At 73.5% G+C, this 26,642-nt stretch carries 19 protein-coding genes and 1 tRNA gene; 12 read left to right on the top strand and 8 right to left on the bottom strand.

Going from position 1 to position 26,642, the window contains the following annotated elements; genetic code table 11:
• Positions 1-233: 233 nt before the first annotated feature.
• From LEP48_RS10880 to LEP48_RS10870, 3 genes are all read right to left on the bottom strand, one after another.
• Positions 234-4,055 (bottom strand): multifunctional oxoglutarate decarboxylase/oxoglutarate dehydrogenase thiamine pyrophosphate-binding subunit/dihydrolipoyllysine-residue succinyltransferase subunit, encoded by a 3,822-nt coding sequence (locus tag LEP48_RS10880; RefSeq protein ID WP_308010013.1) that lies wholly within the window; start codon positions 4,053-4,055, stop codon positions 234-236.
• A 356-nt stretch (positions 4,056-4,411) separates the two neighbouring features.
• Complete coding sequence (locus LEP48_RS10875) at positions 4,412-5,467, bottom strand: sensor histidine kinase (protein WP_225565623.1); 1,056 nt, start codon at positions 5,465-5,467, stop codon at positions 4,412-4,414.
• 79 nt (positions 5,468-5,546) lie between these two features.
• Positions 5,547-6,311: a response regulator transcription factor gene (locus tag LEP48_RS10870; protein WP_225565610.1), complete on the bottom strand. Its 765-nt coding sequence runs from the start codon at positions 6,309-6,311 to the stop codon at positions 5,547-5,549.
• A 250-nt stretch (positions 6,312-6,561) separates the two neighbouring features.
• On the opposite strand from LEP48_RS10870, the gene LEP48_RS10865 reads away from it, so the two are divergent.
• The 3 genes from LEP48_RS10865 to LEP48_RS10855 all read left to right on the top strand — a co-directional run bounded on the left by LEP48_RS10865 (position 6,562) and on the right by LEP48_RS10855 (position 10,006).
• Complete coding sequence (locus LEP48_RS10865; protein WP_225565609.1) at positions 6,562-7,926, top strand: hemolysin family protein; 1,365 nt, start codon at positions 6,562-6,564, stop codon at positions 7,924-7,926.
• Positions 7,923-8,960, top strand: coding sequence for a hemolysin family protein (locus tag LEP48_RS10860; RefSeq protein ID WP_225565608.1), 1,038 nt, complete (start codon positions 7,923-7,925; stop codon positions 8,958-8,960). The genes LEP48_RS10865 and LEP48_RS10860 overlap by 4 nt, the downstream gene beginning before the upstream one ends.
• A gap of 254 nt (positions 8,961-9,214) precedes the next feature.
• The gene (locus tag LEP48_RS10855; RefSeq protein WP_225565607.1) at positions 9,215-10,006 is read left to right on the top strand and encodes a M15 family metallopeptidase; all 792 of its coding nucleotides are present in this window, start codon (positions 9,215-9,217) and stop codon (positions 10,004-10,006) included.
• A 63-nt stretch (positions 10,007-10,069) separates the two neighbouring features.
• Here LEP48_RS10855 and LEP48_RS10850 read toward each other — a convergent pair whose 3' ends face one another.
• From LEP48_RS10850 to LEP48_RS10830, 5 genes are all read right to left on the bottom strand, one after another.
• On the bottom strand, positions 10,070-10,753 hold the full coding sequence (locus tag LEP48_RS10850) for a CYTH domain-containing protein (protein WP_225565606.1): 684 nt from the start codon (positions 10,751-10,753) through the stop codon (positions 10,070-10,072).
• 68 nt (positions 10,754-10,821) lie between these two features.
• On the bottom strand, positions 10,822-11,997 hold the full coding sequence (locus LEP48_RS10845; protein WP_225565605.1) for a bifunctional 2-methylcitrate synthase/citrate synthase: 1,176 nt from the start codon (positions 11,995-11,997) through the stop codon (positions 10,822-10,824).
• Entirely contained in the window at positions 11,994-12,953 is a 960-nt protein-coding gene (prpB, locus tag LEP48_RS10840) for a methylisocitrate lyase (RefSeq protein ID WP_225565604.1), read from the bottom strand. Before prpB ends, LEP48_RS10845 begins: the two co-directional genes overlap by 4 nt.
• Before the next feature lie 9 nt (positions 12,954-12,962).
• The gene (locus LEP48_RS10835) at positions 12,963-14,480 is read right to left on the bottom strand and encodes an MmgE/PrpD family protein (protein ID WP_225565603.1); all 1,518 of its coding nucleotides are present in this window, start codon (positions 14,478-14,480) and stop codon (positions 12,963-12,965) included.
• Between the two features lie 272 nt (positions 14,481-14,752).
• A tRNA-Arg gene (locus LEP48_RS10830) sits at positions 14,753-14,828 on the bottom strand.
• A gap of 156 nt (positions 14,829-14,984) precedes the next feature.
• On the opposite strand from LEP48_RS10830, the gene LEP48_RS10825 reads away from it, so the two are divergent.
• From LEP48_RS10825 to prmC, 9 genes are all read left to right on the top strand, one after another.
• The gene (locus tag LEP48_RS10825) at positions 14,985-16,652 is read left to right on the top strand and encodes an arginine--tRNA ligase (RefSeq protein WP_225565602.1); all 1,668 of its coding nucleotides are present in this window, start codon (positions 14,985-14,987) and stop codon (positions 16,650-16,652) included.
• Positions 16,649-18,046 (top strand): diaminopimelate decarboxylase, encoded by a 1,398-nt coding sequence (gene lysA / locus LEP48_RS10820; protein ID WP_225565601.1) that lies wholly within the window; start codon positions 16,649-16,651, stop codon positions 18,044-18,046. Before LEP48_RS10825 ends, lysA begins: the two co-directional genes overlap by 4 nt.
• A 159-nt stretch (positions 18,047-18,205) precedes the next feature.
• Entirely contained in the window at positions 18,206-19,537 is a 1,332-nt protein-coding gene (locus LEP48_RS10815) for a homoserine dehydrogenase (protein WP_225565622.1), read from the top strand.
• A 2-nt stretch (positions 19,538-19,539) separates the two neighbouring features.
• Positions 19,540-20,634 carry a threonine synthase gene (thrC, locus tag LEP48_RS10810; RefSeq protein WP_225565600.1) on the top strand — a complete coding sequence of 365 codons (1,095 nt, stop codon included), beginning with the start codon at positions 19,540-19,542 and terminating at the stop codon, positions 20,632-20,634.
• A gap of 119 nt (positions 20,635-20,753) precedes the next feature.
• Positions 20,754-21,734 carry a homoserine kinase gene (thrB, locus tag LEP48_RS10805; protein ID WP_225565599.1) on the top strand — a complete coding sequence of 327 codons (981 nt, stop codon included), beginning with the start codon at positions 20,754-20,756 and terminating at the stop codon, positions 21,732-21,734.
• Positions 21,735-22,000: 266 nt separating this feature from the next.
• Entirely contained in the window at positions 22,001-24,031 is a 2,031-nt protein-coding gene (gene rho / locus LEP48_RS10800) for a transcription termination factor Rho (RefSeq protein WP_225565598.1), read from the top strand.
• A gap of 121 nt (positions 24,032-24,152) precedes the next feature.
• On the top strand, positions 24,153-24,368 hold the full coding sequence (gene rpmE, locus LEP48_RS10795) for a 50S ribosomal protein L31 (RefSeq protein ID WP_225565597.1): 216 nt from the start codon (positions 24,153-24,155) through the stop codon (positions 24,366-24,368).
• A gap of 138 nt (positions 24,369-24,506) precedes the next feature.
• On the top strand, positions 24,507-25,598 hold the full coding sequence (gene prfA, locus LEP48_RS10790) for a peptide chain release factor 1 (protein WP_225565596.1): 1,092 nt from the start codon (positions 24,507-24,509) through the stop codon (positions 25,596-25,598).
• Entirely contained in the window at positions 25,591-26,637 is a 1,047-nt protein-coding gene (prmC, locus tag LEP48_RS10785) for a peptide chain release factor N(5)-glutamine methyltransferase (RefSeq protein WP_225565595.1), read from the top strand. Before prfA ends, prmC begins: the two co-directional genes overlap by 8 nt.
• Positions 26,638-26,642 lie beyond the last annotated feature (5 nt).

Below are 26,642 nucleotides of genomic sequence, written 5' to 3'. Positions count from 1 at the left end.
AGGGCAACCAGGGCGGCAACCAGGGGGGCCAGCGCGACGAGCGTGGGCAGCGCCGCGACGACGACGGCTCGGGATCGCGCCGCCGTCGGGGGCGCGACCGGGGCCGCGACCGCAAGCGCGGGCGCACCCCGGGCCCCCGCCCCCCCCGGGGGGGGCGGTGGGGGGCCCCCCCCCCCCCCCGCCCCCCCCCCCCCCCCCCCCCCCCCCCCCGCGGGTCCGGGCCCTTTCTGGCGTCAGGAGCGGCCGAAAGCCTGGGAGAGCAGGGTCTCCTGCTCCTCCTTGTGCCGCTTCGCCGTGCCCGCCGCGGTGGACGCGGACGCCGGGCGGGAAGCGACGCTCAGGTGAGGCAGGTCCTCCGGCATCGCGAGGTGCAGGTAGGACCAGGCGCCCTGGTTCTGCGGCTCGTCCTGCACCCACACCAGCTCGGCGTTCGGGTACTTCGCGATCTCGGCGCGGATCTGCTCCTCCGGGAACGGGTAGAGCTGCTCCATCCGGACGATCGCGGTGCGGTCGTCCTGGAGCTGGGTGCGGCGCGCGATCAGGTCGTAGTAGACCCGGCCCGTGCAGAACAGCACCCGGTCGACGGCCGCGGCGTCCACCTGCGTGTCGGGGAGCACCGGCTCGAACGTCCCGGTCGTGAAGTCCTCGACGCTCGACGCGGCGGCCTTGAGGCGCAGCAGCTGCTTCGGCGTGAACACGACGAGCGGGCGGCGCGGTCGGTCGTACGCCTGCTTGCGCAGGAGGTGGAAGTACGACGCCGGCGTCGACGGCTGCGCGACGGTCATGTTGTTCTCGGCGGCGAGCTGCAGGAAGCGCTCGATGCGCGCGGACGAGTGGTCCGGCCCCTGGCCCTCGTACCCGTGCGGCAGCAGCATGACGATCGAGGAGCGCTGCCCCCACTTCTGCTCGGCCGACGAGATGAACTCGTCGATGACCGTCTGGGCGCCGTTGACGAAGTCGCCGAACTGCGCCTCCCACAGCACCAGCGCGTCGGGCCGCTCCACGGAGTAGCCGTACTCGAAGCCGAGCGCCGCGTACTCGCTCAGCGAGGAGTCGTACACCCAGAACTTCGCCTGGTCGCCCGACAGGTACAGCAGCGGCGTCCACTCGGCGCCGGTGTTGCGGTCGTGCAGCACCGCGTGCCGCTGCACGAACGTGCCGCGACGCGAGTCCTGCCCTGCGAGGCGCACCGGGGTGCCCTCCATGAGGAGGGAGCCGAAGGCGACGAGCTCGCCGAAGCCCCAGTCGATGCCGCCCTCCTTCGACATGAGCTGACGCTTGGCGAGCATCTGGGCGAGCTTGGGGTGCACGGTGAAGCCCTCGGGCGGTGCGACCTGCACGTCGCCCACGCGCTCGAGCGTCGCGTGGCTGATCGCGGTCTGCCAGCCGACCATGTCGCCGGCGCCCTCGCGCTGCGACTCCGGTCGTTCCAGGCCGAGGATCTCGTCGTCGCCGTCCGGCGTGCTGACGGAGCCCGCGGACTTGGTCTCGGTGAAGACCCGCTCGAGCTGGGACTGGTAGTCCTGCAGCGCCTGCTCGGCCTCCTCGACCGTGATGTCGCCGCGCGCCACGAGGTTCTTCGTGTACAGCTTGCGCACCGACTGCTTGGCCTCGATGAGGTTGTACATCAGCGGCTGCGTCATCGAGGGGTCGTCGCCCTCGTTGTGACCGCGCCGGCGGTAGCAGACCATGTCGATGATGACGTCGCGGTCGAACTGCTCGCGGTAGGCGAAGGCGAGCTCGGCCACGCGCACGCAGGCCTCGGGGTCGTCGCCGTTCACGTGGAAGACGGGGACCTGGTAACCCTTGGCGACGTCGGTCGCGTACGTCGTCGAGCGGGACGACGACGGGCCGGTGGTGAAGCCGACCTGGTTGTTGATGATGACGTGGATGGTGCCGCCGGTGCGGTACCCGCGCAGCTGCGCGAGGTTCAGCACCTCGGGAACGACGCCCTGGCCCGCGAATGCCGCGTCACCGTGGATGAGGATCGGCAGCACGGAGAAGCCGTCGCCGCCCAGGTCGATCCGGTCCTGCTTGGCGCGCACGATGCCCTCGAGCACCGGGTCGACCGCCTCGAGGTGCGAGGGGTTCGCGGCCAGGTACACCTTGGTGGTCGCGCCGGTCTCCGCGGTGAAGACGCCCTCGGTGCCCAGGTGGTACTTGACGTCGCCGGAGCCCTGGACGCTCTTCGGGTCGAGCTGGCCCTCGAACTCCTTGAAGATCTGGCCGTAGCTCTTGCCCGCGATGTTCGCGAGCACGTTGAGGCGTCCGCGGTGGGCCATGCCGATGCCGACCTCGTCAAGGCCACCCTCGGCCGCCTTGCCGAGGATCGCGTCGAGCAGCGGGATGACGGCCTCGCCGCCCTCCAGGGAGAAGCGCTTCTGGCCGACGAACTTGGTCTGCAGGAACGTCTCGAAGGCCTCGGCCGAGTTGAGCCGGCGCAGGATGCGCAGCTGGTCCTCGCGCGGCGTGCGGGCGTAGCCCGCCTCCAGGCGGTCCTGCAGCCACTTGCGCTGGGCCGGGTCGGAGATGTGCATGTACTCGATGCCGATCGAGCGGCAGTACGAGTCGCGCAGCAGCCCGAGGATGTCGCGCAGCGTGCTCTTCGGCTTGCCGCCGAAGCCGCCCGTGGGGAACCGCCGGTCCAGGTCCCACAGCGTGAGCCCGTGGTTCTGGATGTCCAGGTCCGGGTGCTTGCGCTGGCGGTAGGCCAGCGGGTCGGTCTCGGCCATGAGGTGGCCGCGCGAGCGGTAGGAGTGGATGAGCTCCGCGATCTTGGCGGGCTTGGCGGCCTCGACCTCGGCGTCCGTCGTGTTGTCGCGCACCCAGCGCACGGGCTCGTACGGCACGCGCAGCGCCGCGAACACGCGGTCGTAGAAGCCGTCGAGGCCGATCAGCTTGTTCCCGAGGATCTTGAGGAACTCGCCCGACTGCGCACCCTGGATGATGCGGTGGTCGTAGGTCGACGTGATGGTCATGACCTTCGAGATGCCCATGCGGGCCAGCTGCTCCTCGGACGCGCCGGCGAACTCCGCCGGGTAGTCCATGGCGCCGACACCGATGATCGTGCCCTGCCCCGCCATGAGGCGCGGCACGGAGTGCACGGTGCCGATGCCGCCCGGGTTGGTCAGCGAGATCGTGGTGCCGGCGAAGTCGTCCATGCCGAGCTTGCCGCCACGAGCCTTGCGCACGAGCTCCTCGTACGCCGCCCAGAAGCCGGCGAAGTCGAGCTCCTCGGCCTTCTTGACGCTCGGCACGAGCAGCTGGCGCGTGCCGTCCGGCTTGGCCAGGTCGATCGCGAGGCCGAAGCCGACGTGCGCGGGCTGCACGATGTGCGGCTTGCCGTCGACGAGGTCGTAGTGCGCGTTCATCACCGGCATGTCCGCCAGCGCCTCGACGAGCGCGAACCCGATGAGGTGCGTGAACGAGATCTTGCCGCCGCGGCCGCGGGCGAGGTGGTTGTTGATGACGATGCGGTTGTCCACCATGAGCTTGGCGGGCACGGCGCGCACGGACGTGGCGGTGGGGACCTGGATCGAGGCCTCCATGTTGGTCACGACGCGGGCGGCCGGTCCGCGCAGCTTCTGCACGTCGTCGGTGGCCTCGCCGTCGTCGGCCTTGGGGGAGGTGCGGGCGACCTCCGCGTAGGGCGCCGTGGAGGGCAGCGCCTCGGCGACCGGGCGTGCGGCGCTGACCTGCGGGTCGGCGGGCACCGGGGCCCGCTTGGCGCTCTGCGACGGCTCGGCGGCGGCTGTGCCCGACGACGACGGGGCCGCGGCGGCCGCCGGCTTCGGGGCGGGAGCCGGGGCTGGGTCCACCCGCTTCGGGGCGGGAGCCGGGGCCGGGGCCACGTCGTCCGCCGGCTTCACCGGGGCGGGAGCGTCGGCCGCGGGTGCGGCGGACGAGGTGCCGTCGGTCGCGCCGTTGCGGGACTCACCGGGCTGGTAGTCCGCGAAGAACTCCCACCACGCGGGGTCCACCGCGTTCTTGTCCTTGAGGTACTGCTCGTAGAGCTCGTCCACCAGCCATTCATTGGCTCCGAACGCGCTCGCCACGCTGATCGACTCTGACCCGTCCTTCGGGGACACCACGCGCGGATCGCCCACTTTCACACAGTTGCACTCGGTCGCTCGGAATACGCCCGGCGGTGCCGGCACGCGCTTCCAAGCCTATGCCCTCAGGCGCTCCTGGCACGGTGGCGGACATGGTGCGCGAACGGCGCGACGGTGCCGATCCGGGCCCCGGACCGACGCTGTGTGACCCGGCGGTAATGAGGTGGGCAACGGCGTGTCGTGACCCGACGTGCATTGCGTCGAGTGGCGTCATGCCGGCGCCATGCGCCGCATGTGGGTGTGACCAATATCACGCGAGCCGCCGCGACGAGGGGCTGGCTGCGTCGCGCCCGGACGGGTCAGTCGCCCTCGTCCGTCGTGACGCCCGGTGCGGGGCGGGCCCTCGCCGGGAGGGTGACCCGCATCGTCGCGCCGGTGTCCGTGTCGGCGACCTCCACGTGCCCGCCGTGCAGGTCGACGGCCCAACGCACGATGGCCAGCCCGATCCCCGTGCCGCCGCTCGACGGGTGCGGGCGGGAGGTCCCCGACGGCCCGCGGGCGAAGCGTTCGAAGACCCGGGTCCGGTCCTCGGGCGAGATGCCGGGCCCCTCGTCGCCGATCTCCAGCACGATGTCGTCGTCGACGGGGTAGGCGTCGAGGCGCACCGTGCCGCCGTGCGGCGAGTGCCGGATGGCGTTCTGGAGCAGGTTCGTGACCACCTGCCGCAGGCGCTCGACGTCCCCCTCGAGCGCCAGGTCGGGCGGGGTGACGTCCACGACGTAGCTCAGCCCCTTGGCGGCCTCCACCATCGACATGGCCTGGGCGGTCTCCTCGAGGAAGTCGCCCACCGAGAAGTCCTCGAGCACGAGGGCCGAGGCGCCCGCCTCGACGCGCGACAGGTCGAGCAGGTAGGTCACGAGCCGGGTGAGGCGCTCCGTCTGGTCGAGGGAGAGCTCGAGCGCCGCGGGCGTGGGCTCCGTGACGCCGTCCACCATGTTCTCCAGCTGGGCCTGGAGCGCCGCGACGGGCGTGCGCAGCTCGTGGGAGACGTTGGCGATGAGCTCCCGGCGGACGCGGTCCGACGCGTCCAGGTCCGCCGCCATGACGTTGAACGCGTCGGCGAGCTGGCCCACCTCGTCGCGGCTCGTCGCCCGCACGCGGATGGAGTAGTCGCCGGCCGCCATCGCCTGCACCGCGGCGGTCATCTCGCGCAGCGGCGACGTCATGCCGCGGGCGAGGAGCTGGGTGATGCCCAGGGACAGCACGATGGCCAGCGGCAGCGTGCGGGTCGGGCCGAACTGGTAGTTCAGCCCCAGCCAGGTCACCAGCACCGCGAACGTCACCGTCGCGACGACGAGGACCCCGAGCTTGGTCTTCAGGGACCGCAGCGGGTCGAGCGGGCGGACGTCGGGAATCCGGTGATGGGTGCCGTGCGCGGCCGGACGCGCGCCGGCCGGGAGGTCGCCAGGGTCGCCGGGCGGGGCCGCGGGCACGTCAGCTCGCCGGCGGCTCGAACGCGTACCCCACGCCGTGCACGGTGCGGATGAGGTCGGGCCCGAGCTTGCGGCGCAGTGCCTTGATGTGGGAGTCCACCGTGCGGGTGCCGCTCGCGTCGGCCCAGTCCCAGACCTCGGCGAGCAGCTTCTCGCGCGTCTGGACGGTCTTGGGCGAGCTCGCCAGCATGACGAGCAGCTCGAACTCCGTGGGCGTGAGGTGCACCTCCTCGCCGTCGCGGTGCACCCGGCGCTGCGCGCGGTCGATGGACACGTCGCCCATCACCATCGGGGGGTCGGCCGGCACGGTCGTCGCGGCCTGTGTCGCGCGCTCCACGCGGCGAAGCAGGGCCTTGACCCGCGCGACCAGCTCGCGCATCGAGAACGGCTTGGTCATGTAGTCGTCGGCGCCGACGCCGAGGCCCACGAGCATGTCCGTCTCGTCGTCGCGCGCCGTGAGCATGAGGATGGGGATCGGGTGCTCCGCCTGGATCCGCCGCGTCACCTCGAGCCCGTCGATGCCGGGCAGCATGACGTCGAGCACGATGACGTCGGGTGCCAGGCGGGACGCCGCCTCCACGCCGGCCAGGCCGTCACGTGCCACCTCGACCCGCCACCCCTCGGTGGAGAGGCGCTGCGCGATGGCGGCGGCGATGGCCGGCTCGTCCTCGACGACGAGCACGGTGGCGTTGGTCTGCCCCGTGCTCGGCGCCCCGCTCGCGGCAGGGCCGCCGGACGGGTTGCTTCCTGGCGTCGCGGTGCTCATGGCCCCATCTTGCACCGCCAACCTGCGAGCACGCTGTGTACACGCTGTCCGCGGCGCAGGCCCGGGCGCCGTCCGGGCAGCCGGTCGTGGCCCTGCCGACGTCGTCGCACGCGTCGCTGTCCCGGGCCAGGCCGGGCCGGTTCCGCGGCCTGCCAGTGCCGACGTCGGGCCTCGCCGGATAGCATCGGTGCACGATGGACGACAGCCGAAATACCAGTCCGAACCCGTCCGTGGTGCTGCGAGGTCATCCGTGGTGAACGACCTGCTCATGATCTCGCTCGGCGTGCTGCTCACCGCCGGGACCGCCGTCTTCGTCGCGAGCGAGTTCTCCCTCGTGACCCTCGACCCCGCCGTCGTCGGCGGGGACGACGAGGAGGGCGACAGTCCACGGCCCGGCCACCGGCGCGCGTCCGACCGACGTGACCGCGCCGTACGGACCGGGCTCAAGCACCTGTCCACGGAGCTGAGCTCCGCGCAGGTCGGCATCACCCTGACGACCATTCTGCTGGGCTACACGGCGCAGCCCGCGCTGCTGTCGCTGTTCTCGTCCGCGTTCGCGGGCACCGCGCTCGGCCAGGGGGTGGCCGCGGTCCTGGCGGGCGTGCTCGCGCTGGTGGTCGTCAACGTGTTCTCCATGCTGTTCGGCGAGCTCATCCCGAAGAACTTCGCGCTGTCCGCGCCGCACGCCACGGCGCGCCTCGCCGTGCCGGTCCAGCGGGTGTTCACCATCGTGTTCCGCCCCCTGATCTCCGTCCTCAACGGGTCGGCCAACGCGCTGCTGCGCCGCGTGGGGGTGGAGCCGCGCGAGGAGCTGTCCGGCGCGCGGTCCGCCTCCGAGCTCGTCTCGCTGGTGCGCCGCTCGGCCCAGGAGGGCACCCTCGAGCAGTCCGTCGCGACGCTCCTGGCGAACTCGCTCGAGCTCGACGAGCTCTCGGCCCGCGACGTCATGACGGACCGGATGCGGATGGCCGTCGTCGACCGGGAGACGACGGCGGCCGACGTCGTCGCGCTCGCCCGGCGCACCGGCCACTCGCGGTTCCCCGTCATCGGCGAGGACCGCGACGACGTCGTCGGCCTCGTGCACCTGCGGCGCGCCGTCGGCGTCCCGCACGACCGCCGGGACGAGGTGCCGGCCGCCGCCCTCATGGTCGACGCACCGCGCGTGCCCGAGACCGTGCGCCTCGGCCCGCTGCTCGTGGAGCTGCGCGGCCTGGGGCTCCAGATGGCGGTCGTCGTCGACGAGTACGGCGGCACCTCGGGCATCGTCACCCTCGAGGACGTCGTCGAGGAGCTCGTGGGCGACGTCGCGGACGAGCACGACCCCCGCCGGGCGGGCGCCGTGCGCGGCGCCGACGGCACCTGGGTCGTGCCCGGGGTGATGCGCCCCGACGAGCTCTCCGAGCGCACCGGGATCGAGGTGCCGGAGGACCCGGCGTACGAGACCCTCGGCGGGCTCGTGATGGCGGCGCTCGGCCGGGTACCGGCCGTGGCCGACGAGGTGGAGGTCGACGGCGTGCGGCTGCGCGTGGAGGCGATGAACGAGCGCCGGGTCGAGCGGGTGCGGGTCAGCATCGCGACCGACGGCGCCGGCACCGGGGAGGTGCCCGCCCGATGAGCACCGGGACCGCCCTCCTCGTCGGCCTGCTGCTGCTGGCCGGCAACGCGTTCTTCGTCGGCGCCGAGTTCGCCGTCATCTCCGCCCGCCGCTCGTCGATCGAGCCACGGGCGCACGCCGGGGAGCGCCGCGCGCAGACGGTGCTGTGGGCGATGGAGCACGTCTCGCTCATGCTGGCGTGCGCCCAGCTCGGCGTGACGGTCTGCTCCACGGGCCTGGGCATCGTGGCGGAGCCTGCCCTCGCGCACCTGCTCGAGGTCCCGTTCGCGGCGCTCGGGGTGCCCGAGCAGCTGCTGCACCCGGTGGCGCTGGTGCTCGCGCTCGCGATCGTCGTGTACCTGCACGTCGTGCTCGGCGAGATGGTCCCCAAGAACCTCGCCGTGTCGGGCCCCGACACGGCCGCCCTGTGGTTCGCACCGCCGCTCGTGCTCGTCGCGCGGGTGGTCCGCCCCGTGATCAGCGCGCTCAACTGGGTGGCCAACCACGCCGTGCGGCTGGCCGGCGTCGAGCCCAAGGACGAGGTCGCGTCCGCCTTCACGGCCCGCGAGGTGCAGTCGATCGTCCAGCACTCCCAGGCCGAGGGCGTGCTGCGTGACGAGCAGGGGCTGCTCTCCGGGGCCATCGAGTTCTCGTCGCGCACCGCCGGCGACGTCATGGTCGCCGCCGAGGACCTCGTGGCGATCACGCCGTCCTCCAGCCCCGACGACGTCGAGCACCTGGTGGCACGCACCGGCTACAGCCGGTTCCCCGTGCGCGCGGGCGACGGCGCGTTCGCGGGCTACCTGCACCTGAAGGACGTCCTGTACGCCTCGAACGGCGACCGGTTCGACCCCGTGCCCTCGTGGCGCGTCCGGGCGCTGGCGTCGGTGGCCCCGCAGGACGAGGTGGAGGACGCGCTGCGGGCGATGCAGAGGTCCGGTGCGCACCTGGCGAGGGTCGAGGGGCCCGACGGCGTGCTCGGCGTCGTCTTCCTCGAGGACATCCTCGAGGAGCTCGTGGGCGAGGTCCGCGACGCCATGCAACGCCGCAGGTGAGGCGTTCGTGTGCCGGACGCCGGTCCGCGGCCGGTGACACGGGCTTGGCCGTGGCGCTCGTCACCGTTATGGTGCCGTGATTGACGAGACATGTCGGGACGGTGCACGGCGCCTCCCGGCTGTCTCGCGATGTGAGCGACAAGCATCGAGAACTGTCGGGGAGATCCGTGGGCAGGGCGGTCCAGGGACGTGAACACGGAGGTGTTGTGGAGGCGACGTCGCAGGGTGACGCACCCCTCCGTTCCCGACGGGAGATGCGCGAGGCCGAGCTGGAGAAGGCGGGCAAGAAGCCTCCTCGCCGACGGCCCGCCCAGGCGTCCTCGGGCCGGCACTCCGCCCCGGCGGGCCACACCTGGGTGACGCGCATCGCGGTCCTCGGGTCGCTGGCCGCGGCCACCATCGCCGTCCCGCTGGCCACCGACGCGCACAGCGGCGACAAGTCACCGTTCGACCTCGACACCCCGCCCTCCGGGCCGTCCACCCTCGCGCTCCTCACCTCCGGCTCCGACACGCCCGCGACCTCCGCCGCGATCGCCGCGGCCCCCCGGGACGTCCGGGTGGTCGCGGCGGCGAGCCGCTCCGCGGAGCGCAGCGCGCTCCCGGAATGTGACGCCGGAGCGTCCATCGACGGCACCAACGGCGCCCTGGCCGACCACTCGCTGTGCGACATCTGGCAGGACGGCGAGAAGCTGCGGGCGGACGCCGCGGTGGCGCTCAGCGCGCTCAACGAGGCGTTCCGGGCGCGGTTCGGCCGCAACCTGTGCCTGGTCGACAGCTACCGCTCGATCTCCTCGCAGTACGCCGTCAAGGCCAGCCGCGGGTTCCTGGCGGCGACGCCGGGCACGTCGATGCACGGGTGGGGCCTGGCGATCGACCTCTGCGGCAAGGAGTACCGCTCCAGCGACGTCTACGGCTGGCTGTGGGAGAACGGGCCCGCCTACGGGTGGGAGAACCCGCCGTGGGCGCAGCGCGGCGGGACGGGCAACTACGAGCCGTGGCACTTCGAGTACCGTCCCGGCGTCGAAGAGGTCTCCCACTGGCACTGACGTGCCCCCTGCTCACCCCCTCCGCGTCCAGCGTCGTCCAGAGGCCCGCGCGCGTGCCGGAGGTCAGGTCGACAGGATCGTGTTCCCGCCGAAGTCGTCACGGAACCGCGGCCCCTGGGCCGTCAGCTCCTGGGCGTACGAGGCGGCCCAGCCGCGGTACGGGTCGACGGCGAGCGACTCGTTCGAGAACCGGCGGTCGTCGGTGAGCTCGGTGACGCAGAAGTCGGGGATCTGCAGGTCGGTGACCGGGCCGGACCGCTCGCACTCCGCCACGATCAGCGGGTGGTTGGTGGCACCGAACACGTCCACGGACCAGCCGTCCTTGCCGAGCCAGACGGCGTAGCGCGTCTTGAGCACCTGGGCCCCGCCGCGCCGGACCAGCTCGACGCCGACCAGCGGGTCGATCTGCCGCTCCGCCTCGTAGCGCGTGCCGCCCGCGGACGGGCCCTTGACCGTGACCGCCGCGAAGTCGACCTGCGAGCGGTACAGCTCGAGCACGTCGCGCGCGTCGCTGTCGGGGCCGAGGCGCGCCTCGACGCCGTTGGCCTGGACCCGCACCCGCAGGGCGTACCCGCCGTCGGACAGGAAGTACGACTGCACGATGAGCGCCGGGGCGTCGCGCAGGGAGTCCGGCAGCTCACGGACCAGGAACCGCCGCTCGAACTCGAAGTCGGCGTAGGACGACTCGTCGCCGTCGGAGGCACCGGTGGCGTCGGCGGAGTCGGGGGTGTCGGCAGGGTCGGTCATGGGAAGAGCCTAACGATCCGCGGGGTGCGCGGGACGCCGGCCCGCACCGGCGTCCCGCGCACGCGAGGTCAGGACTCCGCCGCCGTCGGCACCTCGCGGCGCTCCGGCCCCACGTACCGGGACAGCGGCCGGATGAGCGCGTTGGCCGCCTGCTGCTCCGCCACGTGCGCCGTCCATCCCGTCACGCGGGCCGCGACGAAGAGGGGCGTGAACGTCGGCGTGTCGAAGTCCATGAGGTGGTAAGCCGGGCCGGACGGGTAGTCGAGGTTGGGGTAGATGCCCTTGCGCTCGACGAACTCGGCCTCCAGCGCGTCGTACAGGGCGGCCAGGTCGGCCCGCCCGTAGTGCTCCACCAGCGTGTCGAGCGCGGCCTTCATGGTCGGCACGCGGGAGTCGCCCCGCTTGTACACACGGTGCCCGAAGCCCATGATCTTGCGCTTCGAGGCGAGGGCGTCGTCCAACCAGCCCGGCACCGCGTCGGCGGAACCGATCTCGGCGAACGTGTCCATGACGGCCTCGTTCGCGCCGCCGTGCAGCGGGCCCTTGAGCGCGCCGATCGCCGCGACGACGGCGGAGTGCACGTCCGACAGCGTGGACGTGACCACGCGCGCGGTGAACGTCGAGGCGTTGAACGAGTGCTCGGCGTACAGAATCATCGAGCGGTTGAACGCATCGACCACCACGGGTGCCGGCTCGGTGCCGAACGTCATCCACAGGAAGTTCGCGGAGAAGTCCAGGTCGTCGCGAGGCTCGACCAGCTCCAGGCCGCGCCGCCGGCGCTGGCCGTACGCGACGACGGCGGGCAGCGCCCCGAACAGCCGGGCGCTGCGGGCGACCGTCTCGTCCGGGTCGGCGGCGGCCTCCAGGGCGGACAGCCCCGCGACCTCCCGGGCGCCGATGACGCTCACCGCCGTGCGGAGCTCGTCCATGGGGTGCGCGGACGTGGGCAGCAGGTCGATCGCGGCACGGACGTCGTCGGTCAGGGCCCGGTGCTCGCGCTCGACCGCGCGCAGGCCGGCCAGCTCGTCGGCCGTCGGCAGGTCGCCGTGCCACAGGAGCCAGGCGACGGCCTCGAACGGCTGCGTCGCGGCGAGGTCCTGCACGGGGTAGCCGCGGTAGAGCAGCGAGTTGGTCTCGGGGTCGACCTTGGAGATGGCGGTGACGTCCGCGACGACGCCGGCGAGCCCCTTGCGGACCTCGGGCTGGTCGCCGGAATCCGGGGACGGGATCGTGCTGGCGGTCATGGGTGCTCCTTCGCGTCGTTGCGGTGGATGTCTGGGTCGGGCCTGCCCGGCCGGTGGTGGTCGTCGAGGGAGAAGTCGAACACGCCCGCGTCGAACGTCGTGTACCGGCCGTAGTCCAGGAGCTCGTACAGCCTGGACCTGGTCTGCATCTGCTCCACCTGGGAGCGCAGCGACCCCTGCGCCGCCAGCGCGTCCAGACCTCGTTCCGCCGCGCCCATCGCGAGGCGCAGCAGGGAGACCGGATAGATCACGAGCGCGACGCCCGCGTCGGCGAGCCTGCGCGCGTCGAACAGCTCGCTCTTGCCGAACTCGGTCATGTTCGCGAGCACGGGCACCTCCAGCGCGGACGCGACCGCCTCGAACTCGCCCAGGTCGCGCATCGCCTCGGGGAAGATCGCGTCGGCCCCGGCGTCGACCAGCGCCCTCGCTCGGTCGATCGCCGCGTCCAGCCCGGCGACCGCCCGGATGTCCGTGCGGGCCATGATCAGCAGGTTCTCGTCGCGGCGCGCGGTCGCGGCAGCGCGGACCCGCTGCAGCGCCGTCGCGTCGTCGACCACCTGCTTGCCGTCGAGGTGGCCGCACCGCTTCGGGTTGACCTGGTCCTCGATGTGCAGCCCGGCGACGCCGGCGTCCTCCATGGCCTGGACGGTGCGCGCCACGTTCATCGCCTCGCCGAAGCCGGTGTCGGCGTCGACGAGGGTGGGCAGGTCCGTCATGCGGGCGATCTGCCCCGCGCGGGTCGCGACCTCGGTGAGCGTCGTGAGGCCGACGTCGGGCAGCCCCAGGTCGGCCGAGACGACCGCGCCCGAGACGTAGACGCCGTCGAAGCCCTTGTCGGCGATGAGCCGCGCGGACAGCGGGTTGAACGCGCCCGGGAGCTGGAGCAGCTCGCCGGAGCGCAACCGTTCGCGGAACGCCGCGCGCTTGGCGGCGGGAGTGACGGTGGAGTACAGCATCGCGTGCTCCTAGAAGATGCCGGCGGCGACGGGCCTGGCGGCCAGGGCGTCGTCCAGCGGGGTGACGGTGAGGCCGTCGAGCTCGGCGGCCGTGAGCTCCGGCAGCCGCTGCGCGACGTCGAGGAACCGCTCGGTCTCGGAGTCCGCGAGCACGCCGGCGGCCAGCGTCCGGAACTTCGCGACGTACTGCTCGCGGGCGAACGGCCGGGCGCCCAGCGGGTGCGCGTCCGCGACGGCGATCTCCTCGACGACGCGGGTTCCGTCCGCGAGCTCGATCTCCACGCGCCCGCCGAACGCCTTCTCGGCCGGGTCGGTCGAGTGGTACCGGCGGGTCCACTCGGCGTCCTCCGCGGTGGTGACCTTGCGCCACAGCTCGACGGTGTCCGGGCGGCCCGCCCGTTCGGGCGCGTAGCTGGCGACGTGGTCCCAGGCGCCGTCCTGCAGGGCGACCGTGAAGATGTACGGGATCGAGTGGTCGAGCGTCTCGCGGCTGGCGGTGGGGTCGTACTTCTGCGGGTCGCCGGAGCCGGAGCCGATGACGTAGTGCGTGTGGTGGCTCGAGTGCAGGACGACGGCGGTGACGTTCGACGGGTCGCGCAGCTCGGGGCGCTCGGTGCCGAGGCGGCGGGCGAGGTCGATCCACGCCTGGGCCTGGTACTCCGCCGAGTGCTCCTTGGTGTACGTGTCGAGGATGGCGCGACGGACCTCGCCCGCGGCGGGCAGCGGCACCGTGTAGCGCGCGTCCGGGCCGTCGAGCAGCCAGGCGATGACGCCGTCCTCGCCCTCGTAGATCGGGCTGGGGGCGGTCTGTCCCCGCATGGCGCGGTCCACGGCCTCGACCGCCATCTTCCCGGCGAACGCGGGGGCGTGCGCCTTCCACGTGGAGATCTCGCCCTTGCGCGACTGGCGCGTGGCGGTGGTGGTGTGCAGCGCCTGGCCGACGGCCTGGTAGATCGTGGCGGCGGGCAGGCCCAGCAGCGTGCCGATGCCGGCGGCGGCCGACGGCCCGAGGTGCGCGACGTGGTCGATCTTGTGCTTGTGCAGGCTGATGCCCTTGACCAGGTTCACCTGGATCTCGTAGCCGGTGACGAGGCCGCGGAGCAGCTCGGCGCCGCTGCGGCCCAGGTGCTGCGCGACGGCGAGCACCGGCGGGACGTTGTCGCCCGGGTGGGAGTACTCCGCCGCGAGGAAGGTGTCGTGGTAGTCCAGCTCGCGCACGGCCACGCCGTTCGCCCACGCCGCCCACTCGGGGCTCGTGCGCTCGGGGGACCCGAACACCGTGGCGCCGGCACCGCCGCGAGAGACCGGGTGCGCCTCCGCCTGGGAACGCGCCGCGAGGATCGGCGCGCGGCCGAGGGACGCCGTCGCGACCGCCGCGTTGTCGATGACGCGGTTGATCACCATGTCGGTGACCTCGGGCGTGGGGTCGAGCTGCTCGGCCGCCACCTCCGCGATCTTCCAGGCCAGCTGGTCCTCGCGGGCGAGCTGTTCGTCGGAACGGTAGACGCGGACGTCGTGGTCGATCATGCGGGGGAGTCCTCCGGGGTGACTGTGCTTCCGGGCGCCGTCGTCTGTGTCCGGCCCGGGGTGTCCCAGGAACGTATCGCCCGCCGGGGTGTCCGTCCACGCGCACCCGGTGCCCGACGACGTAGCGATCTCTTCGTATCTGGCGCCGGCAAGCGAAGAATTCGTTACCTCAGGGTGCCCGGGGCAGTCGCGACCCACGACGGCGTCGACGAGCTCGACCGGCGAAGAGACGAGAACGGCCCCTGATCGCATGATCAGGGGCCGTTCTCGGGTGGTGCGCCTGAAGGGATTCGAACCCCCGACCTTCTGCTCCGGAGGCAGACGCTCTATCCACTGAGCTACAGGCGCGGGCACCGAGACGTCAGCAGGGCTGAGCCCTCGGCACGGTGCACGAGACTACCAGTTCCTGGGCCCCGGCCGGCACCGGCCGGCCGTGCGCGGTACGCGCGTCTCGTCCAGGAAGGGGAGGACCCCGCCGTCGTACGGGCTTTGTAGAATCGCCCGGTGACCCCCGACGAGCTCTCTCGAGCACTCAGCGCTGCACTCGCCTCGGCCGTGGCCGACGGCACCCTCGCCCTGCCCGCCGACGCCGTCCCGGCGTCGGTGCACGTGGAGCGACCGCGGCAGCGCGAGCACGGCGACTGGGCCACCAACGTCGCGCTGCAGCTCGCCAAGAAGGCGGGCACGACGCCGCGGGCGCTCGCGGAGGACCTCGCGGCCCGGCTCGCCGCCACGCCGGGGGTCAAGGCGGCCGACGTCGCGGGCCCGGGCTTCCTCAACATCACGCTCGACGCGGCGGCGGCGGGCGAGCTGGCTCGCACCGTCGTCGTGGCCGGTCCCGGCTACGGGCGCACCGACACGCTGGCCGGGCAGGTGCACAACCTGGAGTTCATCTCGGCCAACCCGACCGGCCCCCTGCACATCGGCCACACGCGCTGGGCCGCGCTGGGCGACGCCCTGGCGCGGATCATGCGGGCCGCGGGTGCCGACGTGACGGCGGAGTACTACATCAACGACGCCGGCGCGCAGATGGACAAGTTCGGCCGCTCGGTGCTCGCCCGCGCCAAGGGCGAGGACGTCCCCGAGGGGGGCTACCCGGGCGAGTACGTCGCCGAGCGTGCCACCGAGGTGGTCGCGCAGCGCCCCGACCTGCTCGACCTGCCCGACGACGAGGCCGCAGTGGTCGCGCGCGAGCTCGGCTACCGGGCCCAGCTCGAGGCGATCCGCCGCACGCTCGACGCGTTCGGCGTGCACTTCGACGTGTGGTTCTCCGAGCGGACGCTGCACGAGTCGGGCGCGGTGGAGCAGGCGGTCGCCCGCCTGCGCGAGCAGGGTCACGTGTTCGACGTCGACGGCGCCGTGTGGCTGCGCACCACCGACTTCGGCGACGACAAGGACCGCGTGATGATCCGCGCGAACGGCGAGCCCACGTACTTCGCCGCCGACGCCGCGTACTACCTGTCGAAGAAGGACCGCGGGTTCCCGGGCAAGATCTACCTGCTCGGCGCCGACCACCACGGGTACATCAACCGCCTGAAGGCGATCGCCGCGTGCGCGGGCGACGACCCGGAGGCGAACATCGAGGTGCTCATCGGCCAGCTCGTCAACATCGGCGGCGAGCGCATGGGCAAGCGCCGCGGCAACGCCCTGTTCATGGACGAGCTCATCGAGTGGCTCGGCTCTGACGCGCTGCGGTACTCGCTCGCGCGGTTCCCGGCGGACACGCCGCTGTCGCTGTCGGGCGAGGAGATGCTCAAGCAGAGCAACGACAACCCGGTCTTCTACGTGCAGTACGCGCACTCGCGCACCTGCGCCGTCGACCGCAACGCGGCGGACCGTGCGGTGGCCCGGGTGGCCGAGGACGGCACGGACGCCTTCGACCCGGCGCTGCTCACGCACGAGACGGAGGCCGCCCTCATCGGCCGCCTGACCGAGTTCCCCCGGATCGTGGGCCAGTCGGCCGAGCTGCGCGAGCCGCACCGGATCGCCCGCTACCTCGAGTCGCTCGCCGCCGATTACCACAAGTGGTACTCCGAGTGCCGTGTGACGCCCTACCCGGACGAGGAGGTCACGGACACCCACCGCACGCGCCTGTGGCTCAACGACGCCGTCCGCCAGGTGCTCGCCAACGGCCTGGACCTGCTGGGCGTCGGCGCCCCGGAGCGGATGTGACCGGGACGGACGCAGGCCACGCCGCCGGGATCCTGGGCGTGCCGTGGTCCAGCGGCGCCGTCCGCCGCGCCGACGGCGCCGTCGAGGTCGGCGGGGTCGACGTGCGGGCGCTCGCGGGCGAGCACGGCACCCCGGCCTACGTGCTGGACGAGGCGGACTTCCGGGCCCGTGCGCGGGGCTTCCGGACGGCGTTCGAGACGGCGTTCGCGGAGGTCGGCGCCGGCGTCGACGTCTACTACGCGGGCAAGGCGCTGCTCACCGTCGCCGTGGCCCGGTGGGCGCGCGCGGAGGGTCTGCGGGTCGACACCGCCTCGGGCGGGGAGCTCGCCGTCGCGCTGCGGGCGGGAGTGCCGGGGCCGGAGCTCGGCCTGCACGGCAACAACAAGTCCGACGCCGAGATCGACGCCGCGCTGGCTGCGGGCGTGGGCCGCGTCATCGTCGACTCGCTCGCCGAGGTGGACCGTGTCGCGACGCTGGCCGCCGAGCGGGGCGTCGTCGCGCCCGTGATGGTGCGCGTCACGACCGGCGTCCACGCGGGCGGGCACGAGTACATCTCCACGGCGCACGAGGACCAGAAGTTCGGCCTGTCGGTGAACCCCGGCCCGGACGGTGGCGACGGGCCGGCGATGCAGGGGCTGCTGGCCGTCGTCGCGCGCCCGGAGCTGCACCTGCTCGGCATCCACTCGCACATCGGCTCCCAGATCCTCGACCCCAGCGGGTTCGAGGCGGCGGCCCGCGTCGTGCTCCGGCTGCGTGCCGACCTCGCGGCCCGCACGGGCGTGCTCGTCGACGAGGTCGACCTCGGCGGCGGGTACGGGATCGCCTACCTGCCCGGCGAGGTGCCCCTCGACCCGGACCGGGTCGCCAAGGACGTGGCGCACGCCGTCGCGGCCATCGCCGCCGACCTGCGCACGCCGCTGCCGCGGTTCTCCATCGAGCCCGGGCGCGCGATCGTCGGACCGGCGGGGCTCACGCTGTACACCGTGGGCACGGTCAAGCCGGTGCTCGTCACGGGCGACGACGGCGGCACGTTCACACGTCTGTACGTGTCGGTCGACGGCGGGATGAGTGACAACATCCGCCCCGCGCTGTACGGCGCGGACTACCACGCCGAGATCGTGGGGCGGACGTCGACCGCCGCGCCGGTGCTGGCCCGTGTCGTGGGCAAGCACTGCGAGAGCGGCGACATCGTCGTGCACCAGGTGCAGATTCCGGGCGACGTCCGGGCGGGGGACCTCCTCGCGGTGGCCGCCACCGGCGCGTACGGGCGCTCGATGGCGTCCAATTACAACCTGCTGCCGCGACCGCCGGTGGTGGCCGTGGCGGACGGCGCCTCGCGCGTGCTCGTGCGCCGGGAGACGGTCGCCGACCTGCTGGCGCTCGACCTCGGCTGACGCCCATCAGGACGACGTGCGCGCCCGTGGACGGCCCGTCCACGGGCCACGGTGCGCGGCTATCCTGACCCTCGTCCCCGGCACCCGACGGAAGGTGGACCCGTGCCCGCAACGAGCCCGGAACCCGCGAGCGCAGACCTCGCGAGCCCGGACCGCGTCGTGACACCGGAGCCGGCGGCCCCGACCACGGGAGACCCCGGCGTGCTGCGCGTGGCCCTGCTCGGCTACGGCGTGGTCGGCTCGCAGGTGGCCCGCGCGCTGGTCGAGAACGCGGACGACCTCGCGGCCCGCTCCGGCGCCCGGCTCGAGCTGGTGGGCGTCGCGGTGCGCGACGCCTCCCGCCCGCGCGACGGCGTCGGCACCGTCGTGCCCGCGAGCCTCCTCACCGAGGACGCCGAGGCGCTCGTCGACCGCGCGGACCTCGTCATCGAGGTGATGGGCGGCCTGGAGCCGGCCCGCAGCCTCATCCGCCGGGCCATCGCCGCCGGTGCGAGCGTGGTGACGGCGAACAAGGCCCTGCTGGCCGCGCAGGGGCCCGAGCTGTTCGAGGCGGCCGACGCCGCGCGGGTCGACCTCGCGTTCGAGGCCGCTGTGGCGGGCGCGATCCCGATCGTGCGCCCGGTGCGCGAGTCCCTCGCGGGGGACCAGGTACGGCGCGTGCTGGGCATCGTCAACGGCACCACGAACTACGTGCTCGACCAGATGACCACGCTCGGGCTCGACCTGTCCGACGCCCTGGCCGAGGCGCAGGCGCTCGGCTTCGCCGAGGCGGACCCCACCGCGGACGTCGAGGGCTACGACGCCGCGGCCAAGGCCGCCATCCTGGCGTCCCTCGCCTTCCACACGCGTGTCTCGATCGACCAGGTCGCGCGCGAGGGCATCACGGGCGTCACGGCGGCGGACGTCGTGGCCGCGGCGACCACCGGGCACGTCGTCAAGCTGCTGGCCATCGCCGAGCGCACGGCGGAGGGCGTCTCGGTGCGGGTACACCCGGCGCTCGTCCCGGCCGCGCACCCGCTGGCGGCGGTGCACGGCGCGTTCAACGCCGTCTTCGTCGAGGCCGACGGCGCGGGCCCGCTGATGTTCTACGGGCAGGGCGCGGGCGGCCGGCCCACGGCCTCCGCCGTCCTCGGTGACCTCGTGTCCGCCGCGCGCGACCGGCTCTCGGGCGGCAAGGGGTCGTACGAGTCCGCCTACGCGTCGCTGCCGGTGCTTCCCGCGGACGCCGCCGTGACGCGCTACCAGGTGCGGCTGGTCGTCGCGGACCGGCCGGGCGTGCTGGCGCAGGTGGCGGGCGTGCTGGCCGACCACGGGGTGTCGATCGACGCCGTGCGCCAGACCACCGGCGAGGAGTCCGCGGACGGCACCGCGAGCCTGCTCATCACGACCCATGCGGCCCGCGAGGCGTCGCTGGCGGCCACGGTGGCCGCGGTGGACGGGCTCGGGTCCGTCCACGAGATCACGTCCGTCCTGCGAGTCGAGGGAGTCTGAGAATGCCGGCACACCAGTGGCGGGGCGTCATCACCGAGTACGCCGACCGCCTGCCGGATCACCTGCGCGAGCGTGTGGTCACGCTGGGCGAGGGCGGTACCCCGCTCGTGCCCGCGCCCGAGCTGTCCCGGCGCACGGGGGCCGACGTCCACGTCAAGGTCGAGGGCATGAACCCGACCGGCTCGTTCAAGGACCGCGGGATGACGGCTGCGATCTCCGCCGCCGCGGGGCGGGGTGCGCGCGCCGTGGTGTGCGCGTCGACGGGCAACACCTCCGCGTCGGCCGCCGCGTACGCGACGCGCGCCGGCATGACCTGCGCGGTGCTCGTGCCCGACGGCAAGATCGCGATGGGCAAGCTCAGCCAGGCGGTCGCGCACGGCGCCCGCCTGCTCCAGGTCGACGGCAACTTCGACGACTGCCTGGTCGCCGCGCGCAAGCTCGCCGAGGCGTACCCGGTCGAGCTGGTGAACTCGGTCAACCCCGACCGGATCGAGGGGCAGAAGACGGCCGCGTTCGAGATCGTCGACGTGCTGGGCGACGCCCCCGACATCCACTGCCTGCCGGTGGGCAACGCGGGCAACATCACGGCCTACTGGAAGGGCTTCCGCGAGTACGCGGGCCTGGGCGGCGGCGCCGGTCTGCCCGCCGCGGCGACCCGGACCCCGCAGATGTGGGGGTTCCAGGCGGCCGGGGCGGCGCCGATCGTCAAGGGCCACCCGGTGGACGAGCCGGAGACGATCGCCACCGCCATCCGGATCGGCAACCCGGCGTCGTGGCAGCAGGCCCTCGACGCCCGCGACGCCTCCGGCGGCGTCATCGAGTCCGTGAGCGACGAGCAGATCCTCGCTGCCCACCGGATCCTGTCCGCCGAGGTCGGGGTGTTCGTCGAGCCGGCGTCCGCCGCGGGCGTCGCCGGCCTGCTCGCACGAGCGGAGCAAGGACTGGTGCCCGCCGGGGCGCGCGTGGTCGTGACGGTCACCGGGCACGGCCTGAAGGACCCGCAGTGGGCGCTGCGCCTGCCCGACGGCGGGGACGTCGTCCCCACGCGTGTCAGCGCGGACGTCGTGTCGATCGCGGACGCCCTCGGGCTCGACTGAGACGACGGTGCCGCGCAGGGTGGGGGTCGCGGAACGAGGCGCCCACCCGCAGCGGAACCGCACCCGGTCGACACAACGGACACTTCTGAGAGGCCTGCGGGCCTAGGAGCGGAGTCACCATGCAGCTCGGCGCCGACCACGTGGTGGTCCGGGTCCCGGCCACCAGCGCGAACCTCGGGCCGGGATTCGATGCCATGGGACTCGCCCTGGCCCTGTACGACGAGCTCGAGGTCGAGCTCCGGGCGGTCGACGAGGTGGTGGTCGAGGTCGCCGGCGAGGGCGCGGGGGAGGTCCCCACGGGAGAGGACCACCTGGTCGTGCGCGCGCTGCGCCACACCCTGGAGCTGGCGGGCGCGCCGCTGACGGGGCTGCGGCTGCAGTGCGCCAACCGGATCCCGCACGGCCGCGGGCTCGGGTCGTCGGCGGCCGCCGTCGTGGCGGGCGTGGTCGCGGCGCGGGCGCTGCTCGCCGACCCCCACGTGCTCGACGCCACCACCGTGCTGCGGATCGCGACCGAGTTCGAGGGTCATCCGGACAACGCCGCCCCTGCGATCCGCGGCGGCGCGACGCTGGCCTGGCAGGGCAGCGGAGGCGTGCGAGCCGTCGACCTCGAGGTCGACCGGCGGATCGAGGCGACCGTGCTGGTCCCCGACGCCAGGCTCGCCACGAGCCGGGCACGGGGCGTGCTGCCCGCCCAGGTGCCGCACGTCGACGCGGCGTTCACCGCGGGACGTGCCGGGCTGCTGGTGGAGGCGCTCGCCCGGCGGCCGGAGCTCCTGTTCGACGCGACCGAGGACCGCCTCCACCAGGACTACCGGGCGAGCGTCATGGCCGGGTCCGCCGAGCTGCTGCGGGCGCTGCGGTCCGAGGGCTTCGCCGCCACGATCTCCGGTGCCGGGCCCACGGTGCTGGCCCTGACCTCGGGCGACGGCACCGCACGGCTGGACGAGCTGCTGTCCGGGCTGGTCGACGACGTGGCGGGCTGGCGCGCGAGCCGGCTCGACATCGATACCCAGGGCGCCGTCGCGCGGCGGATCGGCGGCCCGGGCTCGCCCGGGGACGCTGCCGTTCCAGGCCCCCGGGGTGGTAGCATGCGGTAAGCCTTCGGGATCGATCACGACGGCACCCCCCTCTCTCACCACGTGACACTCCGTGCGTGCTTGGCAGAGCCCGTGCCCCCTGGTCGTCTGCCGCGGGGGGAGACCCGCCGCGGTCGTCCCGCGCGAAGGTCGATACAACCCCGCCAGCCGACGTCGTCGTACCACTGATGCGAGGTTCCACGCGTCCCGGCGCCCCCCGCGCCTGGCCGCCCGCCACCCCGGCCCGTGACATCCCCAGGGCCGCATACGAGGGGGAAGGGTCCTTCGTGACGAACACCACCGACAGCCCGAGCGGCTCTGCCGCATCCGGGAACCTGAGCTCGATGCGTCTCGCCGAGCTCCAGGCGCTCGCTTCGCAGATGGGCGTGAAGGGTACGTCCAGGATGCGCAAGAGCGACCTGCAGGACGCGATCCGCTCCCAGAAGTCCGCCGGTTCCGGCGCGCGTGCCGCGAGCGCCCCTGTGGCAGCGGCGAACGCCGTCGCCACGGCGGTGCGCAGCGACGCGCCCGCCGCGCCGGCGCAGCCCGCCGACGACGCGCCGCGCGCGACCGGTGGCGACCGTGCCGAGGGCGGTCGCCGCCCCCGCCGCGCAACCCGGGGCACGGGCTCCGCCGAGGGGACCGCGCAGGCGACGTCCGCGCAGGACGCCGCCCCGCGGGACGACGCGTCGCGCGGCCAGGCTCCGGCGTCCGAGGCGGACCGTGAGGTGCGCCTGGCGCAGCTCGCCGAGGCCGTGGCCGCCCCCCGCGAGCGCAATCAGCGTCGCGGTGGCGAGCGCGCCCAGAACGACGGCGACCAGCGTGGCGAGCGCACCCAGAACCAGAACCAGGGACGGTCGGGCGACGGCAACCAGGGTTCGCAGGGCTCGCAGGGTTCGCAGGGTTCGCAGAGCAACCAGCAGGGCAGCCAGAACGCCCCGGGCTCGCAGGGCAACCAGGGCGGCAACCAGGGGGGCCAGCGCGACGAGCGTGGGCAGCGCCGCGACGACGACGGCTCGGGATCGCGCCGCCGTCGGGGGCGCGACCGGGGCCGCGACCGCAAGCGCGGTCGCACCCGTGGCACCGGCCCCGACGTGGCCGGGCTCGAGGACGTCGAGGTGCGCGAGGACGACGTGCTGCTGCCCGTCGCCGGCGTGCTCGACATCCTCGACAACTACGCGTTCGTGCGCACCAGCGGCTACCTGCCCGGGCCGAACGACGTGTACGTCTCGCTGAACCAGGTCAAGAAGGCGGGCCTGCGCCGCGGTGACGCGATCGTCGGTGCCGTCCGCCAGCCGCGCGAGGGCGAGGAGCTGCCGTCGGTCGGCGGCAAGAACGTCCGGGGCAAGTACAACGCCCTGGTCCGCCTGGACTCCGTGAACGGCATGACGGCCGAGGAGTCGCGCCAGCGGTCCGAGTTCACCAAGCTCACGCCGCTGTACCCGCAGGAGCGCCTGCGCCTGGAGAACCCGGAGGCCACGCGCCTCACCCCGCGCGTGATCGACATCGTCGCCCCGATCGGCAAGGGCCAGCGCGGCCTCATCGTCGCGCCGCCCAAGGCCGGCAAGACGATCATCATGCAGCAGATCGCCAACGCGATCACCGCGAACAACCCCGAGGTCCACCTCATGGTGGTGCTCGTGGACGAGCGGCCCGAAGAGGTCACCGACATGGAGCGGACGGTCAAGGGCGAGGTCATCGCCTCGACGTTCGACCGCCCGGCCTCCGACCACACCATCGTCGCCGAGCTCGCCATCGAGCGTGCCAAGCGCCTCGTGGAGCTGGGTCAGGACGTCGTCGTGCTGCTCGACTCGATCACCCGCCTGTCGCGTGCCTACAACCTGGCCGCGCCGGCGTCGGGCCGCATCCTGTCCGGTGGTGTGGACGCCGCGGCGCTCTACCCGCCGAAGAAGTTCTTCGGTGCCGCGCGCAACATCGAGAACGGCGGCTCGCTGACCATCCTCGGATCGGCCCTCGTCGAGACGGGCTCGAAGATGGACGAGGTGATCTTCGAGGAGTTCAAGGGCACGGGCAACATGGAGCTGCGCCTGTCCCGCAACCTCGCGGACAAGCGGATCTTCCCGGCCGTGGACGTCAACGCGTCCGGCACGCGCCGCGAGGAGATCCTCATGGCGAAGGACGAGCTCTCGATCGTCTACAAGCTGCGGCGCGTGCTCGGCGCGCTCGACCAGCAGCAGGCCATCGAGCTCCTGCTGGGCCAGCTGCGCAAGACCAAGACCAACGTCGAGTTCCTGCTGCACGTGCAGAAGACGACGCCGGCCGGGCTCTCGGACGAGAACCCGGGCGAGACGATCTGATCCTCGACCGGCCGGGAATTTCCTGGCTCGTCAAGCGTTCTGGCACAATGGTTCGTCGGCCTGCCGGTTCACGCCCTGCTGTCCTGCGGAGCGACCCGGCGGCATCTCACCAAGGAGCATCATGAAGTCTGGAATCCACCCCGAGTACGTCGCGACCGAGGTGTCCTGCACCTGCGGGAACACGTTCGTCACCCACAGCACCGCGACGTCCGGCAAGATCAACGTCGAGGTCTGCAGCGCCTGCCACCCGTTCTACACGGGCAAGCAGAAGATCCTGGACACCGGTGGCCGCGTGGCCCGGTTCCAGGCGCGTTACGGCAAGAAGGCCGCCAACTAGCGACCTCGCAGCGCCGGTGGTCCGCCCGACAACCTCTCCAGGGGCAGTCGGACGTCGGACCGCCGGCGCTGTTGTCTTACCCGGTGGCGGGCGACGTCGGCCGGGTTCAGCCACGACGCCTCAGCCACCGGAGATGACATGACGGACCCGTTCGCCGCCGCACGGCCGTTGCTGGTCGAGCACGCCGAGATCGAGCGCGCGCTCGCCGACCCCGGGGTCCACGCCGACGCGGGCCGGGCGCGGTCGCTCGGCCGGCGCTACGCCGAGCTGAACCAGGTGGCGGGCGCGTTCCGCTCCTGGGAGCAGGCGCACGACGACGCCGAGGCCGCGGCCGAGCTGGCCGCGGAGGACGAGTCGTTCGCCGCCGAGCTGCCGGCGCTGCGGGCGGCTGCCGACGAGGCCGCCGACCGGCTGCGCCGGGTCCTCGTGCCGCGCGACCCGGACGACGGCCGCGACGTGATCCTGGAGATCAAGGCGGGGGAGGGCGGCGACGAGTCGGCGCTGTTCGCCGGCGACCTGCTGCGGATGTACCTGCGCTATGCCGAGCGGCGAGGCTGGTCCACCCAGCTGCTCAGCGCGACGGAGACCGAGCTCGGCGGTTACAAGGACGTGCAGGTCGCCGTCAAGGCGCGCAGCGTCGGCGACCCGGCCGAGGGCGTGTGGGCCAGCCTCAAGTACGAGGGCGGCGTGCACCGCGTGCAGCGGGTCCCGGTGACCGAGTCGCAGGGTCGCATCCACACGTCGGCCGCGGGCGTCCTCGTCATGCCGGAGGTCGACGACCCGGGCGAGGTCGAGATCGACCAGAACGACCTGCGCATCGACGTCTACCGGTCGTCCGGGCCGGGCGGGCAGTCGGTGAACACGACGGACTCGGCCGTGCGGATCACGCACGTGCCCACCGGGATCGTGGTGTCGATGCAGAACGAGAAGTCGCAGCTGCAGAACAAGGAGCAGGCCATGCGCGTGCTCCGCGCCCGGCTGCTCGCCGCGCAGGCAGAGGCTGCCGCCGCCCAGGCCGCGGACATGCGCCGCTCGCAGGTGCGCACCGTCGACCGGTCGGAGCGCATCCGGACCTACAACTTCCCGGAGAACCGGATCGCGGACCACCGCACCGGCTACAAGGCGTACAACCTCGACCACGTGCTCGCCGGGGACCTGGACCCGGTGGTCCGCTCGGCGATCGACGCCGACGAGGCCGCGCGGCTCGCCGCGGCGGGCTCGCATGCCTGAGCCCACGGCGCCGGCGGGCGCGGGGCGCGCGGTGCGCTGGGCGAGCGCACGGCTGTCGTCCGCCGCGGTGCCGAGCCCGCGCGCGGACGCGGAGACGCTGCTCGCGCACGTCCTGGGTCTCGCGAGGGGCGAGGTGAGCCGACTGGCGGTCCTGGACGCTCCGTTGACGCCTGACGACGCGGCGCGGTACGCCGACCTCGTCGGACGCCGCGCCGGCCGGGAGCCGCTGCAGCACCTGACGGGCTCGGCGGCCTTCAGGCACCTGGAGCTCAGTGTGGGGCCGGGGGTCTTCGTCCCCCGGCCGGAGACGGAGCAGGTCGCGCAGGTCGCGATCGACGAGGCGCTCCGGGTCGTGGAGGCGCGGGGCGAGGTGGTCGTGGTCGACCTGTGCACCGGGTCGGCGGCGATCGCCCTCGCGGTGGCCACCGAGGTGCCCGGCGCGCGGGTGCACGCCGTCGAGCTCGACGCCGCGGCGCACGCCTGGGCGGCCCGCAACGTGGCCGCGGTGGTCGCCGCGCACCCCGGGGCCACGGTGCGGCTGGTGCGCGGGGACGCGAGGACGGCGCTGCGCGACCTCGACGGCGTGGTCGACGTCGTGGTCTCCAACCCGCCGTACGTCCCGCCGGACGCCGTCCCGCGCGATCCCGAGGTCGCGGACCACGACCCCGCGGTGGCGCTCTACGGCCTCGGGGCCGACGGCCTGGAGGTGCCCCGCGGCGTCACCGCCGCGGCCGCGCGCCTGCTGCGCCCTGGCGGCCTGTACGTCATGGAGCACGCGGAGGTGCAGGCGTCGGCGGCGCGCGCCATGGTCGAGGCCGCAGAGGCCGCAGAGGCCGCAGAGGCCGCAGAGGCCGCAGAGGCCGCAGAGGCCGCAGAGGCCGCAGGGGCAGAGAAGGCAGGGGCGGCAGAGGCGGCAGGGGCCGGCGTGGCCCGTCGGCTGGCCGCCTTCGGCCCCGCCCGCACCGCGACGGACCTGACGGGCCGCCCACGGATGGTGGTGGCGCGCCGGGCCGGGACGGTCCGCGCGCCGGTGGCCTGATGAAC

The sequence above is a fragment of the Isoptericola luteus genome (assembly GCF_020297055.1).
In the GTDB taxonomy this organism is placed as follows: Bacteria; Actinomycetota; Actinomycetes; order Actinomycetales; family Cellulomonadaceae; genus Isoptericola; species Isoptericola luteus.
This window is presented reverse-complemented; position numbering and strand designations above follow the sequence as displayed.